The organism is Luteibacter yeojuensis, from assembly GCF_011742875.1.
GTDB classification, from domain to species: domain Bacteria; phylum Pseudomonadota; class Gammaproteobacteria; order Xanthomonadales; family Rhodanobacteraceae; genus Luteibacter; species Luteibacter yeojuensis.
In genome coordinates this window covers 41,232-56,876 of record NZ_JAAQTL010000003.1, presented here as the reverse complement: position 1 = coordinate 56,876, position 15,645 = coordinate 41,232, and the positions used below count along the sequence as shown (strand labels likewise).

Annotated in this window: 13 protein-coding genes and 1 pseudogene; all 14 read left to right on the top strand. The window is 68.7% G+C overall.

The window, feature by feature from the left end; translation table 11 throughout:
• The first annotated feature begins 29 nt into the window (after positions 1-29).
• Positions 30-1,175, top strand: a complete 1,146-nt coding sequence (locus tag HBF32_RS17800) for a homoserine dehydrogenase family protein (protein ID WP_166701153.1) — start codon at positions 30-32, stop codon at positions 1,173-1,175.
• A complete protein-coding gene (locus HBF32_RS17795) occupies positions 1,169-2,119 on the top strand; it encodes a homoserine kinase (RefSeq protein ID WP_166701293.1) in 951 nt (316 codons plus the stop codon). The genes HBF32_RS17800 and HBF32_RS17795 overlap by 7 nt, the downstream gene beginning before the upstream one ends.
• 2 nt (positions 2,120-2,121) lie before the next feature.
• Entirely contained in the window at positions 2,122-3,399 is a 1,278-nt protein-coding gene (thrC, locus tag HBF32_RS17790; protein ID WP_166701152.1) for a threonine synthase, read from the top strand.
• A 397-nt stretch (positions 3,400-3,796) separates the two neighbouring features.
• A pseudogene (locus HBF32_RS17785) lies at positions 3,797-4,993 on the top strand (2-isopropylmalate synthase); the annotation flags it as partial.
• A 43-nt stretch (positions 4,994-5,036) separates the two neighbouring features.
• Positions 5,037-5,984, top strand: coding sequence for a branched-chain amino acid transaminase (locus HBF32_RS17780; protein WP_166701150.1), 948 nt, complete (start codon positions 5,037-5,039; stop codon positions 5,982-5,984).
• Positions 5,981-7,396: a 3-isopropylmalate dehydratase large subunit gene (leuC, locus tag HBF32_RS17775; RefSeq protein ID WP_166701149.1), complete on the top strand. Its 1,416-nt coding sequence runs from the start codon at positions 5,981-5,983 to the stop codon at positions 7,394-7,396. Before HBF32_RS17780 ends, leuC begins: the two co-directional genes overlap by 4 nt.
• Positions 7,393-7,989, top strand: a complete 597-nt coding sequence (gene leuD, locus HBF32_RS17770) for a 3-isopropylmalate dehydratase small subunit (RefSeq protein ID WP_166701148.1) — start codon at positions 7,393-7,395, stop codon at positions 7,987-7,989. Before leuC ends, leuD begins: the two co-directional genes overlap by 4 nt.
• A complete protein-coding gene (gene leuB / locus HBF32_RS17765) occupies positions 7,986-9,050 on the top strand; it encodes a 3-isopropylmalate dehydrogenase (RefSeq protein ID WP_166701147.1) in 1,065 nt (354 codons plus the stop codon). The genes leuD and leuB overlap by 4 nt, the downstream gene beginning before the upstream one ends.
• Positions 9,051-9,076: 26 nt before the next feature.
• Complete coding sequence (ilvD, locus tag HBF32_RS17760; protein WP_166701292.1) at positions 9,077-10,807, top strand: dihydroxy-acid dehydratase; 1,731 nt, start codon at positions 9,077-9,079, stop codon at positions 10,805-10,807.
• A 68-nt stretch (positions 10,808-10,875) separates the two neighbouring features.
• Positions 10,876-11,901: a ketol-acid reductoisomerase gene (gene ilvC / locus HBF32_RS17755; RefSeq protein ID WP_166701146.1), complete on the top strand. Its 1,026-nt coding sequence runs from the start codon at positions 10,876-10,878 to the stop codon at positions 11,899-11,901.
• Positions 11,902-12,045: 144 nt separating this feature from the next.
• The gene (ilvB, locus tag HBF32_RS17750) at positions 12,046-13,908 is read left to right on the top strand and encodes a biosynthetic-type acetolactate synthase large subunit (RefSeq protein ID WP_338039828.1); all 1,863 of its coding nucleotides are present in this window, start codon (positions 12,046-12,048) and stop codon (positions 13,906-13,908) included.
• Between the two features lie 2 nt (positions 13,909-13,910).
• The gene (gene ilvN, locus HBF32_RS17745; protein ID WP_166701145.1) at positions 13,911-14,225 is read left to right on the top strand and encodes an acetolactate synthase small subunit; all 315 of its coding nucleotides are present in this window, start codon (positions 13,911-13,913) and stop codon (positions 14,223-14,225) included.
• A gap of 148 nt (positions 14,226-14,373) precedes the next feature.
• Positions 14,374-14,532, top strand: coding sequence for a hypothetical protein (locus HBF32_RS17740; RefSeq protein WP_166701144.1), 159 nt, complete (start codon positions 14,374-14,376; stop codon positions 14,530-14,532).
• A 153-nt stretch (positions 14,533-14,685) separates the two neighbouring features.
• On the top strand, positions 14,686-15,567 hold the full coding sequence (gene ubiA, locus HBF32_RS17735; protein ID WP_240148062.1) for a 4-hydroxybenzoate octaprenyltransferase: 882 nt from the start codon (positions 14,686-14,688) through the stop codon (positions 15,565-15,567).
• The last annotated feature ends 78 nt before the right edge of the window (positions 15,568-15,645 follow it).

The following is a 15,645-nucleotide window of genomic DNA, read 5'->3' as shown; positions in this document are numbered from 1 at the left end:
GAAGGGCCTCTCACCCGGAGGCTTTCGTCGTGTCCATCGCCATCGCACCACCTCATTCGCCCCTGCGCGCCGCACCACGCCGCGCCGTCGCTCCCCTCGTCGTGCACGTGGGTGTCGTCGGCCCGGGCAAGGTCGGTACCGCCCTGCTGACCCAACTGCGACTCATGGCGCCGAGATTGGCAAGCCACTGCAACCTCGAACTGCGCCTGCGCGCGGTCAGCGACAGCCGGCACATGTGGCTCGACTGCGACGACGAGGCGCTCAACGGCCGCAGCCATGGCGCGCAGACGTGGCGTCCGGCGGACCTCGACGAATTCGCCGCGTACGTCGCCGGGGACGGGGGCGAACCCGCCGTGCTGGCCGACTGCAGCGCCAGCGACGTCGTCGCCGACCGCTATGCCGGATGGCTCGCCGCCGGCATCCATGTGGTCACCCCGAACAAGCGCGCCGCCAGCGGCCCGCTGGAACGCTGGCGGCGGATCGGCGTGGCGGCGGGAGCCAGCGGCGCGCGGCTGCACTACGAAGGCACCGTCGGCGCCGGACTTCCCGTGGTGCAGACACTGCGCGATCTCCTGGACACCGGCGACGAACTCGTCGCCGTCGAGGGCATGCTCTCGGGCACGCTCGCCTGGCTGTTCAACCGCTTCGACGGCTCGACGCCGTTTTCGGCCCTCGTCCGCGAGGCCCATGCGCTGGGTTACACGGAGCCCGACCCGCGCGACGACCTGTCCGGCATGGACGTGGCGCGCAAGCTCGTGATCCTGGCGCGCGAGGCGGGCGTGGCCCTCTCGCTGGAAGACGTCGAGGTACGCGGCCTGGTGCCCGACGACCTCGCGGCGTGTTCCCCCGATGCGTTCATGGAAAGCCTGGATGCCCTGGACGCTCCCATGGCGGCGCGGCTGGCGGCGGCGCGCGCGGCCGGTGGCGTGCTCCGCCATGTCGCGCGGCTGGACGGACGCCGCGCGGCCGTGGGTGTCGAGACGATCGAGCCCGACCACGCCTTCGCCCATGCGCGCCTCACCGACAACGTGATCCGCTTCGCGACCCGTCGATACTGCGACAATGCGCTGGTCGTCCAGGGGCCGGGTGCCGGTCCCGAGGTCACGGCGGCGGCGGTCTTCGCGGACCTGCTGCGCGTGGCGGGCGCGATGGGAGTAAAACGGTGCGCATGCTGAAAGAAGAATCCTCGCCCCTGGTCCGTGCGGATGTCGCCGTCGCCGAGGCTTACGCCAGTGTCGGCAATGTCGGCATCGGTTTCGACATCCTCGGCCATACCGTCGAGGGCGCCGGCGATCGCGCCGAAGTGCGCCGCATCGACACGCGGGAAGTCCGCATCGCCGCCATCCACGGCGTGGTGACCGATCTGCCGCACGACGCGCCCGGCAATACCGCGGGCGCGGCCCTGCTGTCGATGCTGCACGGACTCGACCTGCCCTTCGGTTTCGAACTCACCCTGCACAAGGGCATCGCGCTCGGCTCCGGCATGGGCGGTTCGGCGGCATCGGTCGTCGCCGCCGTCGTCGCCGCCAACGCGTTGCTCGACGAACCGCTGCCGCGCGAGGCGCTGTATCCGTTCGCCCTGGATGGCGAAGTGGTCGCCAGCGGCAGCCGCCACGGCGACAACCTCGGTCCGATGCTGATCGGCGGCCTCGTACTCGCCACCTCGTCGCGCCTCGTGCGCATTCCGGTGCCGCCGGACTGGCATTGCGCGCTCGTGCATCCGCACGTGGTGCTGGAAACACGGCGGGCACGGGCGGCGCTGGCCGGTCATTACGCCCTGAGCGAATTCGTCGCCCAGAGCACGAACCTCGCGCTCGTGCTTGCCGGCTGTTACAGCGGCGACGCCGCCCTGGTTCGCGAAGGACTGTCGGATGTTCTGGTGGAGCCGCGACGCGCGCCGCTGATACCCGCTTTCGCCCGCGTGAAGCAGGCCGCGCTGGATCACGGCGCCTTCGGTGCCAGCATCTCGGGCGCCGGCCCGAGCGTCTTCGGCTGGTTCGAGGATCGCGCCTCGGCCGAGGCGGCCGCATGCGCCATGCGCGAGGCGTTCGCGGACGCCGGCCACGAAAGCGACGCCCTCGTCGCGCCGATCGACGGCCCCGCCGCGCGGATCCTGTGAGCATGCGTTACGTCAGCACGCGCGGCGGTGCCGCGCCCGTGGGCCTCTCCGCCGCCATCGCCGCCGGACTGGCGCCCGACGGGGGCCTCTACGTGCCGGAGCGCATGCCGCGAATCGGCGCACCGCCGCACAGCGGTTACCTGGCCGGCACGGCGCTGCGCATGCTGGAGCCCTTCTTCGAGGGCGACCCGCTCGCCCCCGAGTTGCCTGCGATCTGTGCCGAGGCCTTCGCATACCCCACGCCGCGGCGCGAGCTGCGCATCGACGGCGCGCACCTGCTCGAGCTCTTCCACGGCCCGACCGCCGCGTTCAAGGACTTCGGCGCACGCTTTCTCGCCGCCTGCCTCGGCCGCCTGCGCCGCGAGGCCGAGCGGCCGCTGACGATCCTCGTCGCCACCTCGGGCGACACCGGTGCGGCCGTCGGTGCCGCATTCGACGGCATGCCCGGCGTGCGCGTGGCGATCCTCTACCCGGACAAGCGGGTATCGCCCCGGCAGGCCCACCAGCTCGGCAGCTTCGGCGACAACGTGCGCGCGCTGCGCGTCGCGGGCAGCTTCGACGACTGCCAGCGCCTGGTGAAAGGGGCCCTCGCAGACACCGCCCTCCAGGAGGACGTGGCGATGTCCTCCGCGAACAGCATCAGCGTCGGTCGTCTGCTTCCGCAGATGGCCTATTTCGGTCACGCGTCCCTGCATGCGGAGGGCCGCATGAACACCATCGTGCCCACGGGCAACCTCGGCAATGCCGTGGCCTGCCTCTGGGCGCGCGCGATCGGGTTGCCCATCGGCGATGTGATCTTCGCCTGCAACGCCAACGAGACCCTGCCCGAGTTCTTCGCGGGCATGCCCTACCGGCCGCGCGATGCGATTCCTACGATCGCCAACGCCATGGACGTGGGCGCACCGAGCAACTTCGAGCGCCTTGTCCACCTGTACGGCGGCGAGGAGGCCACCCGGCGGGCCGGCCATGCGGAAAGCGTGGACGATGCCGAGATCCGCGCCACCATCCGCCGCTACGCGGCCAGCGACGGCGAGGTGTTCTGCCCGCATACGGCCACCGGCATCCGCCTGTTCGAACGCCGCCGCCTCGCCGGCGACCGCCGCGAGTGGACCGTCGCCGCCACGGCACACCCCGCGAAGTTCGACACGATCGTCGAGCCGCTCGTCGGACGCCGCGTGGACGTGCCGGAGGCTCTCGAAACGATGCTCGCACGCGAAGCCTCGGCCGAACCCATGGCGGCGGACGCCCGGCTTTTCGCCGAATGGCTGCGCGCCTGGTGACGCCATACCACTTGCGCGACACCCGGTATACAGGCCGACGTGCGCGGCAAACCACCCGGTTTCGCGTTTAGCCGTCCAGACGTCCTAGGAATAAGGTTTCCAAGGAAAGTGTTGACACCCGCCAACGGACTGGCATACGGTCGACCACATGACGCAGCGCAACACCCATGGCCGCTTTGCCCTGAACCGACTTACGTCGGTCAGCGGTGAGCTGCGTCTCGGCAGCGGCCTCCTTCTTATTAACCTTGTACTTATTACCTGCGGAGGTGCGGGCTGAGGGCAAGTGTCCAGGTGAAATAAGAAGCGAAACCTGAAGACTCCCAAAGAACCCCGCACCCGGTAACGGATGCGGGGTTTTTTATTGCCCGGCCCGCCTCGACAACGAGCGGAGCCACACATGAATCCAGCACACCAGGGCAACACCGACGCCGTCGAGAGCGACGTAGGCGGGCGCGTGCGCATCTTCGATACCACCTTGCGCGACGGCGAGCAGGCCCCCGGCTTCTCGATGGACCGGCGCGCGAAACTGCGCATGGCGCACGCCCTGGAGGATCTGGGCGTCGACATCATCGAGGCGGGCTTCCCGCAAGCGTCGCCCGACGATTTCGCCGCCGTGGCGGAGATCGCGAGGACGCTGAAAGCACCTACGATCGCCGCACTGGCACGATGTCAGGAGGCCGACATCGACAGTGCGGGCAAGGCGCTGCAAGGCGCCAGGCAATCGCGGATCCACCTGTTCCTCTCCACCTCCCCCCTGCATCGCGAACACAAGCTCGGCAAGAGCAGACAGGAAGTCATCGATATCGCCGCCACGGCCATCCGGCGCGCAAGGACGCTGGCCCACGAAGTCGAATTCTCCGCCGAGGACGCCCTCCGCACCGAGCCCGACTTCCTCGCCGAGGTCTTCTCGGTCGCCGTCGAAGCCGGCGCCAGCGTGCTCAACGCTCCCGACACCGTCGGTTATGTCACCCCTTCCGAGATCCACGCCATGTTCACCTACCTGCGCGAGCACGTGCGCGGGGCGGAGAGCGTCGTGTTCTCGGCGCATTGCCACGACGACCTGGGCATGGCGGTGGCCAACAGCCTGGCCGCCATCGGGGCCGGCGCGCGACAGGTCGAATGCACGATCAACGGCATCGGCGAGCGCGCGGGCAACGCGGCGCTCGAGGAGGTGGTAATGGCCTTGCGTACGCGCCAGCCGCTGTTCCGCGTGGACACCGGCATCGTTACCCAGCGCCTGTTCCCCACGTCGCGCCTGCTCGCGGAGCTGACCGGACAAGCCGTACCGAGGAACAAGGCCATCGTCGGCGACAACGCCTTCGCGCACGAATCGGGCATCCACCAGCACGGGATGCTCAAGCACCGTGGGACCTACGAAATCATGCGGCCGCAGGACGTCGGCGCGAAGACCTCCCTCGTCCTCGGCAAGCACTCGGGCCGGCATGCGCTGCGCCAGCGGCTCGTGGAGCTCGAGTTCGCCGTCGACGAGGCCACGCTCGATGCCGTCTTCGAAAGTTTCAAGAACCTTACAGACAGACAGCGTTCGATCACCAACGATGACCTGGTTGCGCTGATGGACAAGCACCAGAACCACCACCCGACCGCCGCCGTCGCGGTCCAGTCCTGAAGGAGGATCCATGGAAGCCCCGACACACCTCTGGCACAACGGTCGCATCAAGAGCTGGGCCGATGCCACCGTCCACGTGGGCGCGCATGCGCTGCATTACGGCTCCTCCGTTTTCGAAGGCGTACGCGTCTACGCCACGCCCGACGGCCCGCGCTATTTCCGGCTGGAGGAACATACCGAGCGGCTGTTCCACTCGGCACGCGTCTACGACCTCGCGATGCCCTACGACGCGGCGACGGTCAATCGCGCCTGCCGCGAGGTCATCGTCGCGAACGGCTTGCGCTCCGCCTATGTGCGGCCGATCGTCTTCCGCAGCGGCTTCACCTTCAGCCTGGCGCCATCGCTGGACACGCCGGTGGACGTCGCCGTCATCGCCCTTCCCTGGGATGCCTACCACGGGGCCGATGCCATCGAGAAGGGCGTCGACGTCTGCGTGTCGTCGTGGAACCGCGCCGCGCCGAACACCTATCCCAGCGGGGCCAAGGCCGGCGGCAACTACCTCAACAGCCAGCTGATCGCCCGCGAGGCGGTGAACGGCGGCTACGCCGAGGGCATCGCGCTGGGTACCGACGGGCTCTTGAGCGAAGGCGCGGGCGAAAACCTCTTCGTCGTCCGCAAGGGCACGATCTACACCCCGCCCGCCGCCTCGGCGATCCTCTGCGGCATCACCCGCGACACCGTGCTGACGCTGGCGCGCGAACGCGGTTACGAGGTGGTGGAGCAGTCGCTGCCGCGCGAAATGCTGTATTTCGCCGACGAGGTCTTCATGACCGGCACGGCGGCGGAAGTCACCGCCGTCCGCTCGGTGGACCGCAAGCCGGTGGGCAGCGCGAGGCCCGGTCCGATCACGCGACAACTGCAACAGGATTTCTTCGGCCTGTTCGACGGACGCACCGAGGACCGCTGGGGCTGGCTCACACCGGTCGAGGACGCCACCGCCGGGAGGGTCGCCGCATGAGCCCGCGCACCCTCTTCGACAAGCTGTGGGACGCCCACCAGGTAAAGGCCGAAACGGAGAACACGCCAGGTGTGCTCTACGTCGACCTGCACATGGTCCACGAGGTCACCTCGCCACAGGCGTTCGACGAACTGCGCGGCCGTGGACTGAAGGTGCGTCGCCCCGACCGCACGCTGGCCACGCTCGACCACTCCACGCCCACGCTGCCGCCGGATGCCGACGGCAGGCGGCCTTACTACACGAAGGAAGCCGAAACCCAGGTCGCCACGCTGGAAGCCAATGTGCGCGAGTTCGGCATCGACCTCATGGGCTGGGACAGTCCGCAGCGCGGCATCGTGCACGTGGCCGGACCCGAAGTCGGCGCCACGCAGCCCGGCATGACCATCGTCTGCGGCGACAGCCACACCGCCACCCACGGCGCGTTCGGCGCGCTTGCCTTCGGTATCGGCACCACCGAGGTCGGCCACGTGCTCGCCACGCAGTGCCTGCTCCAGCGCAAGCCGCGCTCGTTCGCCATCCATGTCGACGGCGCGCTGCAGGAAGGCGTCACCGCGAAGGACCTCATCCTGCACATCATCGGGAAGATCGGCATCGGCGGCGGCACCGGGCACGTGCTCGAATACACCGGCGAGGCGATCCGCGCGCTGTCGATGGAAGAGCGCATGACGGTCTGCAACATGTCCATCGAAGCGGGCGCGCGCGCCGGTCTCATCGCTCCCGACGAGACGACCTTCGCCTGGCTGGCCGGGCGCGCGCGCGCGCCGAAGGGCGAGGCCTGGGAGCGCGCGGTGGCCCATTGGCGCACGCTGCCCAGCGACGAAGGAGCCACTTACGATCGCGAGGTGCGCATCGACGCCTCCTCCATCCAGCCGTCGGTGACGTACGGCACGCATCCCGGCATGGTCGTGTCCATCCATGCGCCGGTGCCCGCCGCGGCGGATGCGCTCGAACAGAGAGCGCTCGACTACATGAAGGTCACCGCCGGCAAACCGATCGCCGGCGAGCCCGTGGACGTCGTGTTCATCGGCAGCTGCACCAACGGCCGCCTCTCCGACCTGCGTGCCGCGGCGCAGATCCTGCGCGGCCGGCGCGTGGCCGCGGGCGTGCGCATGCTCGTGGTCCCCGGCTCGGAGCAGGTACGCCGCGACGCCGAGCGGGAAGGCCTGCACGAGGTCTTCCGCGCCGCCGGCGCCGAGTGGCGCGAACCGGGGTGCTCCATGTGCATCGCCATGAACGGCGATCTCGCCCAGCCGGGCCAGCTCGTGGTCGCCACCAGCAACCGCAACTTCGAGGGCCGCCAGGGCAAGGGTGCGCGCACCGTGCTCGCCAGCCCGCTGGTCGCCGCGGCGTCCGCCGTGGCCGGCCGCGTCACCGATCCACGCGAATACATGAACAAGGAAGCCGCCGCATGAGCCCGACCACCCGCCCGCTCGCCTACGTGCACTCCCGCACGGCGGTGCTGCGCAACGAAAACATCGATACCGACCGCATCATCCCGGCGCGGTTCCTCACCACCACCGAGCGTACCGGCCTCGGCAGGCACTGCTTCGAGGACTGGCGGTACGCCGCCGACGGCAGCGACGACCCCGCCTTCCCGCTCAACCAGCCGCAGGCGCGCGGCTGCAGCATCCTCGTCGCCGGACGCAACTTCGGCTGCGGCTCGTCGCGCGAGCACGCGCCATGGGCCCTGCTCGATTACGGCATCAAGGCCGTCGTCTCCAGCGAGATCGCGGACATCTTCCGCGGCAACGCACTGAAGAACGGCCTGGTGGCGATCGTCGTCAGCGACGCCGAGCATCGCTGGCTGCTGGACAACCCCGGCGTCGAACTGCGCATCGACATCGCCGAGGGCACCATCCGTCTCCCCGACGGCGGCGTGGTCCGCTTCGACCTCGACGCCTTCTCGCGTCATTGCCTGCTGAACGGCGTGGACCAGCTGGGTTTCCTCTTGCAGCAGGAAACCGACATCGCCCGATACGAACAGCGCATGGAGGAAGCCGCATGAAGGCCTCGATCGTCGTTCTCCCCGGCGACGGCATCGGCCCCGAGGTCGCATCCGCCGGCGTCGCCGTACTGCGCCAGGTGGCGCAGCGCTTCGGGCACGAGTTCGCGTTCACCGAACACGCCATTGGCGGCGATGCCATCGACCGCTTCGGCGATCCGCTGCCGCCGGAAACGCGCGAGGCGCTGCTCGCGGCGGACGCCGTCCTCCTGGGGGCGGTCGGCGGACCGAAGTGGTCCGATCCCAATGCCAGTATCCGGCCGGAGCAGGGCCTGCTGGCGATGCGCAAGCTCCTCGGCGTGTTCGCGAACGTGCGGCCGCTGAAACTGCATCCGCGTACCGCGGCGCTGTCGCCGCTGAAGGCGGAGCGCACGAAGGGCGTGGACCTCGTCTTCATCCGCGAACTCACCGGCGGCATCTACTTCGGCGCGAAGACGCGCAGCGACACCGATGCCACCGACGAATGCCGCTACAGCGTGGAGGAGATCGAGCGCGTGCTTCGCCATGCGTTCGACCTGGCCCGTTCCCGGCGCCGCAAGGTCACCTCCGTGGACAAGGCCAATGTGCTGGAAACCTCGCGCCTCTGGCGGGCCGTCGCCACGCGGGTCGCCGCCGACTATCCGGATGTCGAGCTGGAACACCAGCTGGTCGATTCCATGGCGATGCACCTGCTCACCCGCCCCGCCGACTACGACGTGATCGTCACCGAGAACATGTTCGGCGACATCCTCACCGACGAGGCCTCGGTGCTGGCCGGATCGCTGGGCTTGTCGCCGTCGGCGTCCATCGGCGGCCCGGGAGCGGGCGTCTACGAACCCATCCACGGCTCGGCGCCGGACATTGCCGGTCAGTCCCTGGCCAACCCGCTCGGCACGATCCTTTCGGCCGCCATGCTTCTTCGCCATTCGCTCGGCCTCGCGCAGGAAGCCGCCGTGGTGGAAGCCGCGGTGGACCAGGTGCTCGAACACGCCAATCTCACCCGCGATCTCGGCGGCAGCGCCACCACGCACGCCGTGACCCGCGCCGTCCTCGATGCTTTCACCGCCAAAGCGGAGGCCGCATGAGCACGAAGAAGATTCCACTGCGCACGCTGCGCAGCGATGCCATCAAGACCGGTCCCGACCGCGCACCCGCCCGCGCGATGCTCCGCGCTACCGGCCTGGACGACGACGCCATCGCCAGGCCGATGGTCGCCATCGTGCACAGCTGGTCGAACGTGTCGCCGTGCAACCTCAACCTGCGCGAACTGGCGGAAGCCGCCGCCGAGGGTGTGCGCGCGGCGGGCGGCACGCCGGTGGAATTCAATACCATCGCCGTCACCGACGGCATCGCCATGGGCACGCCGGGCATGCGCTCGTCGCTGGTGAGCCGGGAGCTGATCGCCGATTCCATCGAGCTGGCCGTCGACGGTCACTGCCTCGACGCGATGGTGGTGCTGTGCGGTTGCGACAAGACGATCCCGGCCGCCGCGATGGCCCTGGCCCGCCTGAACATTCCCGGCGTGGCGCTTTATGGCGGCAGCATCGCGCATGGCAGCCATAACGGGTGCCCCATCACCGTGCAGGAAGTGTTCGAAGCCGTGGGGGCGCACGGCGCAGGCAAGATCGGCGATGCCGAACTCGACGATGTCGAGCGCCACGCCTGTCCGGGCGCGGGTGCCTGCGGCGGCCAGTTCACCGCCAATACCATGGCGATGGTGCTGACCACGCTCGGGCTGTCGCCGGTGGGTCTCAACGACATTCCCGCGACCGATCCGGCGAAGCGCGATGCCGCGTACCGCTGCGGCGAGCTCGCCATGGGCTGTCTCGAAGCGAATCGCCGTCCGCGCGACGTCATGACCCGTGCCGCGTTCGACAATGCGGCACGCATGGTTGCCGCCACCGCGGGCTCCACCAATGCCGTGCTGCACCTGCTGGCGATCGCCAACGAGGCACGCGTACCGCTCTCCATCGAGGACTTCGAGCCCGCGTCCGCGCGCACGCCGGTCATCGCCGATCTCAAACCCGGCGGGCGCTTCAGCGCCGTCGAACTCACCGCCGCGGGCGGCACGGCTGTCGTCGCCCGCGAGCTGCGCGAAGCAGGGCTGATCGCGGACACGCAGACCGTCACCGGACGCAGCCTCTTCGCCGAACTGGATGCGGCACCGCCCGCCACCGAAGGCCAACAGGTGGTCCGTCCCGTCGACAATGCGTTCAAGCCGCGCGGCGGCTACAGCATCCTCTACGGCAATCTCTCGCCCGAAGGTTGCATCCTCAAGCTTGCCGGGCATGGCCGTACCAGTCACGCCGGCCCCGCGCGCGTGTTCGAGAGCGAGGAAGCCGCCTTCGCGGCGGTGCAGGCCGGACGCATCCGTGCCGGGGACGTCATGGTGATCCGCAACGAGGGTCCGGCCGGCGGCCCCGGCATGCGCGAAATGCTCGCGGTCACGGCGGCGCTCGTCGGGCGCGGGCTTGGCAACGACGTGGCGCTCATCACCGACGGACGCTTCAGCGGAGCCACGCATGGCTTCATGGTCGGACACGTCGCCCCCGAGGCCGCCCGTGGCGGCCCCATCGGCCTGCTTCGCGAGGGCGATGCGGTGTTCATCGACGCCGCGTCGCGCGAACTGCGAACCGATGCCGACCTCGCCTCGCGACGCGCCGCATGGCGGCCGACGGCACCGAAGGTGACGCGTGGCGTGCTCGCGAAGTACGCCCGCCTCGTCGGCTCCGCCGCGGAAGGTGCCGTCACCCAGGCATTCGACGATGCGCCGGTCGTCGCGACACATGCGCAGCGCCAACTCGAAGAGGAAAACCTCACCCAGGAACTGATCGGCAACTGACCCTCCTGCAGGAGCCGCTATAGCGGCTCCTGCAACAGACGCCCGCACCCTTACTTTCGGAGAACACCATGACCGACACCCAAGCCACCACCGCTCCCCTGCAGAACGCCCGCATCGCCGTGCTCGGCTACGGCAGCCAGGGGCGTGCCCATGCGCTCAACCTGAAGGATTCCGGCCTCGACGTCGTGGTCGGCCTGCGCCCCGGCGGTCCCTCGTGGAGCCGCGCCTATGTCGACGGCTTCGCCGTGGCGGAACCGGCGGACGCCGTGCGCGGCGCCGACCTCGTCGCCGTGCTCACGCCGGACATGACCCAGCCGGGCATCTACAAGGACGCCATCGAGGCGAACATGAAACCCGGCGCCACGCTGCTCTTCGCCCACGGCTTCAATGTGCACTTCGGCCAGATCGCACCGCGCGCCGACATCGACGTGGTGCTCGTCGCACCGAAAGGCCCGGGCGCGCTCGTGCGTCGCGAATACGAGATCGGCCGCGGCGTGCCCTGCCTCTATGCCGTGCACCAGGACGTCACCGGCAAGGCCACCGAACGCGCCACGGCCTATGCGGCGGGTATCGGCGGCGCACGAGCCATGCTCATCGAGACCGACTTCAAGGAAGAAACCGAAACCGATCTTTTCGGCGAGCAGGCCGTGCTCTGCGGTGGCGCGTCCGAACTGGTCATCAAGGGTTTCGAAACGCTCGTCGAGGCGGGCTATCGCCCCGAGATCGCCTATTACGAAGTGATGCACGAGTTGAAGCTCATCGTTGACCTGTTCTACGAAGGCGGCATCGCCCGCATGCTCGAGTTCATCTCGGAGACGGCGCAGTACGGCGACTACACCCGCGGTCCGCGCGTGGTCGACGAGGGCACGAAGGAGCGCATGAAAGCCGTGTTGAAAGAGATCCAGGACGGCACCTTCGCCCGCGAATGGACGGCGGAATACAAGGCGGGCCTGCCGAACTACAAGGCGTTCAAGCAGCGCGACCTAGAGCACCCGATCGAGAAGGTCGGCGCGCGGTTGCGTGCGCGGATGCCGTGGCTGGCTGCCAACCAGCCGAAAGCCCAACGCGAGACCGAAGCGGCCAAAACACCGTGACCCGCCGCTGATTTGTAGGAGCCGCTATAGCGGCGAGGGAGTGACCGCGTCGCTTCACCGCTCCGTCGGCTTCTCGCCGCTATAGCGGCTCCTACATGAAGTGGCTTCACCGTCGATCCATCAGCTGAATAGGAAAGAGTTGCCGTGAACGCCCAACTGGACACCGTCGACGATGTTCGCCCCGACCCGATTCATTCCCTGGCCGGCCGGACCCTTACCGGTGCGGATGTCGTCGTGCAGGTACTTGCCGACGAAGGTCTCGATGTCCTCTTCGGCTATTCCGGCGGCGCCATCCTTCCCGTTTACGATGCGGTATTCCGCTACAACGGCGCGCATCCGCGCGAGGGTGGCGGCGAGCCCATGCCGCTCATCGTGCCGGCCAACGAGCAAGGGGCGTGTTTCATGGCCGCGGGTTATGCGCGGGCATCGGGCCGCGTGGGCGTGGCCCTGGTCACATCCGGACCGGGTGCGACGAATGCCGTCACGCCCGTACGCGATTGCATGGCCGATTCCATCCCGCTGGTGGTGATCTGCGGACAGGTTCCCACGGCGGCGATCGGCACGGACGCGTTCCAGGAGGCCCCCGTCAGCACCATCATGGGTTCGTGCGCGAAGCATGTCTTCCTCGCGACCGATCCGGCCACCCTGGAGGCCACGCTTCGCACCGCCTTCCATATCGCCCGCAGCGGACGTCCGGGTCCGGTCGTCATCGACATCCCGAAGGACGTGCAGAACGCCCCCGTCGTGTTCCACGGCAGCCGCGAACTGCCGGTGCGCGGCTATCGCTCGCGGCTGCATGCCGTGCAGTCGGCGACGATTCCCGACGAGGAATGCGCACGGTTCTTCACCCTCCTCGGCCAGGCGCGGCGTCCCCTCATCTATGCCGGCGGCGGCGTGGTGTCGGCCGGCGCGGCCGACGCGTTGCGCGACTTCGCACACGAGCACGGCATCCCCGTCGTCACCACCCTCATGGGCATCGGCGGATTCGACACCACCGATCCGCTCGCGCTGGACATGCTCGGCATGCATGGTGCGGCTTATGCCAACTACGCGATGGACGACTGCGATTTCGTGTTCGCCCTCGGCGCCCGCTTCGACGATCGCGTCGTAGGCGTCCCCGCGAAGTTCGCGCCGCGGGCGCGGGCGATCGCCCAGATCGACATCGATCCCGCCGAGATCGGCAAGGTGAAGACGGTGGACTGGCACCACGTGGGCACGCTCGACCAGTCGCTCGCGCGCCTTACGTCGTATGGCCGGGACAAGGGCATACGCGGCGATTACGGACCGTGGCACGCGCACGTCGCGGCGCTGAAGACCCGCCACGCGATGGACTTCTGCCGGGAGAGCGCGAGCATCCAGCCCTGCGCCGTGATCGAAGCCATCAACCGCATCACCGACGGCCGCGCGATCATCAGCACCGGGGTCGGCCAGCACCAGATGTGGGCCGCGCAGTATTTCGATTTCCGCGAGCCCCGTCACTGGCTCACGTCCGGCGCCATGGGCACGATGGGCTTCGGCCTCCCCGCGGCGATCGGTGCGCAGTTCGCCCGCCGCGACCGCATCGTGATCGACGTGGACGGCGACGCCAGCATCCGCATGAACATCGGCGAACTGGAGACGGTGACCACATACAACCTCCCGGTGAAGATCGTGGTCCTGAACAACAGCGGCGACGGCATGGTGCGCCAGTGGCAGAAGCTCTTTTTCAAGGGGCGCTTCTCCGCCTCGGACAAGAGCCTGCACAAGAAGGACTTCGTCCTTGCCGCCCAGGCCGACGGCTTCGAGTGGGCCCGCCGGCTCGACGACCCGGCGGCGATCGATACCACCATCGCCGACTTCCTCGCCTTCGACGGCCCCGCCTTCCTCGAGGTCGTGATCGATCCGGACGCCGGTGTCTACCCCATGGTGGGACCGGGCGCGACCTATGCGGAAATGATCACCGGGGACTGGATACCGAGCCGCGAACGACCGGTGGCCCTCGCCGCCGAACCGACGGGAATGTTCTGACGATGCGCCACCTGATCTCCATGCTGCTGCAGAACGAAGCAGGCGCGCTGGCCCGCGTCGCGGGCCTGTTCGCGTCGCGCGGCTACAACATCGAATCCCTGGTCGTGACGGCGATGCCGGAAGCGGACGTCTCCCGGCTCACGCTGGTGGTCGATGTCGACGACGCCGCGGTCGCGCAGATCGTGAAGCAGTCCGCGAAGCTCGTCGACGTGATCGAGATCGCGGACCTTGGCGGCTCCGGCAAGGCGGAGCACGAGTTGCTCGTCGCCTTCCGGACAGCGCTCTGGCTCGCCGGGGAAATCGTGGAACGCGCGTGAGGCGACGTCACCTACCAGACCGTGTAGACCTGCCCCGTCTGCCGCCCCTCGACCGAGTCGTCTCTACCCTGGCTTTACGGTGCGTATCCAGCTGTTTCACCGGCCGGCACCTAGCTTGGACGCCTCCCCCCCCGAAGGTGCCGTGCCCATGCCTTACACTCCCACCAATCCCCAGCCGCCGTTCGCCGAACCCGGCAAGAACCGTCCCGAAGACGAAATCCGCAAGCCCGGCCACTACAAGCCCGAGCGGGATGCCGATCCGGAGCCGCCGGCGGACGACGATCCGATCGAGCCCCTCGAACGCTGACGCCTGCAAACGGTGGTCGGCTAGACTTCGCGGATGAGCCCCACCTCCCGCAAGACTCCTGTCCGCCGCAAGACGGCACCCGGTGCGCGCAAGCCTGCCGCACCGGTCGCCCGCCCCGCCGATGCCTCGAGCACCGCCGAGCGTGTGCTCGCCATGTTGCTCAAAGGCCTGCCGGCCGCGCGACGCGAGAAGATCCACGCCTACCTCGTGCTCACCCGCATGGACCGGCCCATCGGGGCCTTGCTGCTCATGTGGCCGACATGGTGGGCGCTGTGGCTTGCCGCCAGGGACTTTCCGCCCGTCGGCCCCCTGGCGATCTTCACCCTGGGCGTGTTCGCCATGCGGTCCGCCGGCTGCGCCATCAACGACTACGCCGACCGCAAGCTCGATCCGCAGGTGGCTCGCACGGCGGGGCGCCCCATCGCCAGCGGAAGGGTCACGCCGCGCGAAGCGCTCTATGTGTTCGCCGGCCTCCTCGTCTTCTCCTTCGTGCTGGTGCTCTTCACCAATCGGCTCACCATCCTGCTTTCCTTCGCGGGCGCGGCGCTGGCCGCCGTCTATCCCTTCAGCAAGCGCTATACGAACCTGCCGCAGGTGGTACTCGGCGCGGCGTTCGGGTGGTCGATCCCGATGGCGTTCGCCGCGGTGACGAACACGGTGCCGCCGCTCGCCTGGTTGCTATTCATCGGCAACATCCTCTGGTCGGTGATCTACGACACCGAATACGCGATGGTCGACCGCGACGAAGACATCAAGGCGGGCGCCAAGTCCACGGCCATCCTTTTCGCCGACGCCGACCTCGTCATCATCGGTGTGCTGATGGGCACCTTCCTGCTCACCATGCTGCTCGTCGGCACGCGCGCCGGACTGGCCTGGCCGTACTGGATCGGGCTGGCCGCGACAACCGGCCTGTTCGGCTACCAGCAGTGGATCATGCGCGACCGCGAACGCGGCGCCTGCCTCACCGCCTTCCGCAACAACAACTGGGTGGGACTGGCCCTGTGGCTCGGTATCGTGATCGCGCTCGCACTGTGACCGTGATCACGGTGTGAGGCGCCGATGACCATTTATCTCGATTGAAATAGGGCCGTCACGAAAGTTCAGCGGTCCCGT

Excerpts from the sequence above, each read along its gene's own strand:
- HBF32_RS17795 (WP_166701293.1), top strand. The coding sequence starts at position 1,169 with ATGCTGAAAGAAGAATCCTCGCCCCTGGTCCGTGCGGATGTCGCCGTC.
- thrC (WP_166701152.1), top strand. The coding sequence starts at position 2,122 with ATGCGTTACGTCAGCACGCGCGGCGGTGCCGCGCCCGTGGGCCTCTCC.
- HBF32_RS17780 (WP_166701150.1), top strand. The coding sequence starts at position 5,037 with ATGGAAGCCCCGACACACCTCTGGCACAACGGTCGCATCAAGAGCTGG.
- leuC (WP_166701149.1), top strand. The coding sequence starts at position 5,981 with ATGAGCCCGCGCACCCTCTTCGACAAGCTGTGGGACGCCCACCAGGTA.
- leuD (WP_166701148.1), top strand. The coding sequence starts at position 7,393 with ATGAGCCCGACCACCCGCCCGCTCGCCTACGTGCACTCCCGCACGGCG.
- leuB (WP_166701147.1), top strand. The coding sequence starts at position 7,986 with ATGAAGGCCTCGATCGTCGTTCTCCCCGGCGACGGCATCGGCCCCGAG.
- ilvC (WP_166701146.1), top strand. The coding sequence starts at position 10,876 with ATGACCGACACCCAAGCCACCACCGCTCCCCTGCAGAACGCCCGCATC.
- ilvN (WP_166701145.1), top strand. The coding sequence starts at position 13,911 with ATGCGCCACCTGATCTCCATGCTGCTGCAGAACGAAGCAGGCGCGCTG.
- HBF32_RS17740 (WP_166701144.1), top strand. The coding sequence starts at position 14,374 with ATGCCTTACACTCCCACCAATCCCCAGCCGCCGTTCGCCGAACCCGGC.
- ubiA (WP_240148062.1), top strand. The coding sequence starts at position 14,686 with ATGTTGCTCAAAGGCCTGCCGGCCGCGCGACGCGAGAAGATCCACGCC.